The sequence below is a fragment of the Ornithinibacter sp. genome, assembly GCF_035443565.1.
Lineage (GTDB): Bacteria > Actinomycetota > Actinomycetes > Actinomycetales > Dermatophilaceae > Fodinibacter.
Genome location: NZ_DAORSO010000402.1, coordinates 1 through 1169, shown reverse-complemented (window position 1 = coordinate 1169; position 1169 = coordinate 1). Strand labels below are relative to the sequence as shown.

Sequence of the window (1169 nt, the reverse complement as noted above, 5' to 3'; positions counted from 1 at the left end):
GGGAGGTGTTGTGGCCCCCGCCGCCGGTGCAGGTGTCGGCGGCCCCGGCATCCACCGACGTCGTGCCGGCCACGGCCGCGCCTGTCAAGGCGGTCAAGGAGCCGATGAGCGCGAACCGGCGCCTCGGTCTCATGGGCGTCGGCGCGGCGTTCTTCCTGCTCGTCGCGTCGGTGGCGCCCCAGCCGTTCCTCGGCCACTTCATGGTGTTCATGCTCTCGGTCGTCATCGGGTTCTACGTCATCGGGAACGTCCACCACGCCCTGCACACCCCGCTGATGTCCGTGACGAACGCGATCAGCGGCATCATCGTGGTCGGGGCGGTCCTGCAGATCGGTCATTCCAGTGCTGTGGTCTCGGTGCTCGCGTTCGTCGCCATCCTCGTGGCGAGCATCAACGTCTTCGGCGGGTTCCGGGTGACGGCGCGAATGCTCGAGATGTTCAAGCGAGAGGAGCCGGCGCGATGAGCCTTCCGGTGACACTCGTCCAGGGCGCGTACATCGTCGCTGGCCTGTCCTTCATCCTCGCCCTCGCAGGCCTGTCCCGGCACGAGACCGCGCGGGCAGGAAACCGCTTCGGCATCATCGGCATGACCATCGCCCTCGTCGCCACGATCCTGGCGGCCACTGCCGGAACGTCGGTGTCCGCGGGTCGTGTCGAGGTCAGCACCGAGGGATCGGGCGGGTTCGGCCTGGCGCTGATCCTCGCAGCAATGGGCATCGGCGCGGTGATCGGGCTCGACCGGGCCAAGAAGGTCGAGATGACCGGCATGCCCGAGCTCATCGCGATGCTGCACAGCTTTGTCGGGCTCGCGGCCGTGCTAGTGGGCTGGAACTCCTCCGTCGAGGACACTCCCTACCCGGTGATCCACGACGTCGAGGTCGCGATCGGGGTCTTCATCGGCGCGGTGACCTTCACGGGGTCGATCGTCGCGTTCCTCAAGTTGTCGGCGCGGATCAAGTCGGCCCCGCTGATGCTGCCCGGGCGCAACTGGATCAACCTGGGCGCGATCGCGGCGTTCTTCGTGCTCACCGTGGTCTACGTGGTGATGCCGGCCGACGAGACCATGGCCCGCAGGGCCGTGCTGGTGCTCATCACCGCCGTCGCCCTCGCGCTCGGCTGGCACCTCGTCGCCTCCATCGGTGGCGGCGACATGCCCGTGGTCGTGTCGA

Annotated in this window: 2 protein-coding genes; both read left to right on the top strand. The window is 68.2% G+C overall.

The genetic code is table 11. From position 1 onward, the window contains the following. The coding region (locus PLL68_RS15520) for a proton-translocating transhydrogenase family protein (protein WP_324535637.1) at window positions 1-464 on the top strand (464 nt) is incomplete at its 5' end. Then, on the top strand, window positions 461-1169 hold a 709-nt coding region (locus PLL68_RS15515), incomplete at its 3' end, for an NAD(P)(+) transhydrogenase (Re/Si-specific) subunit beta (protein ID WP_324535635.1). The genes PLL68_RS15520 and PLL68_RS15515, both read left to right, overlap by 4 nt.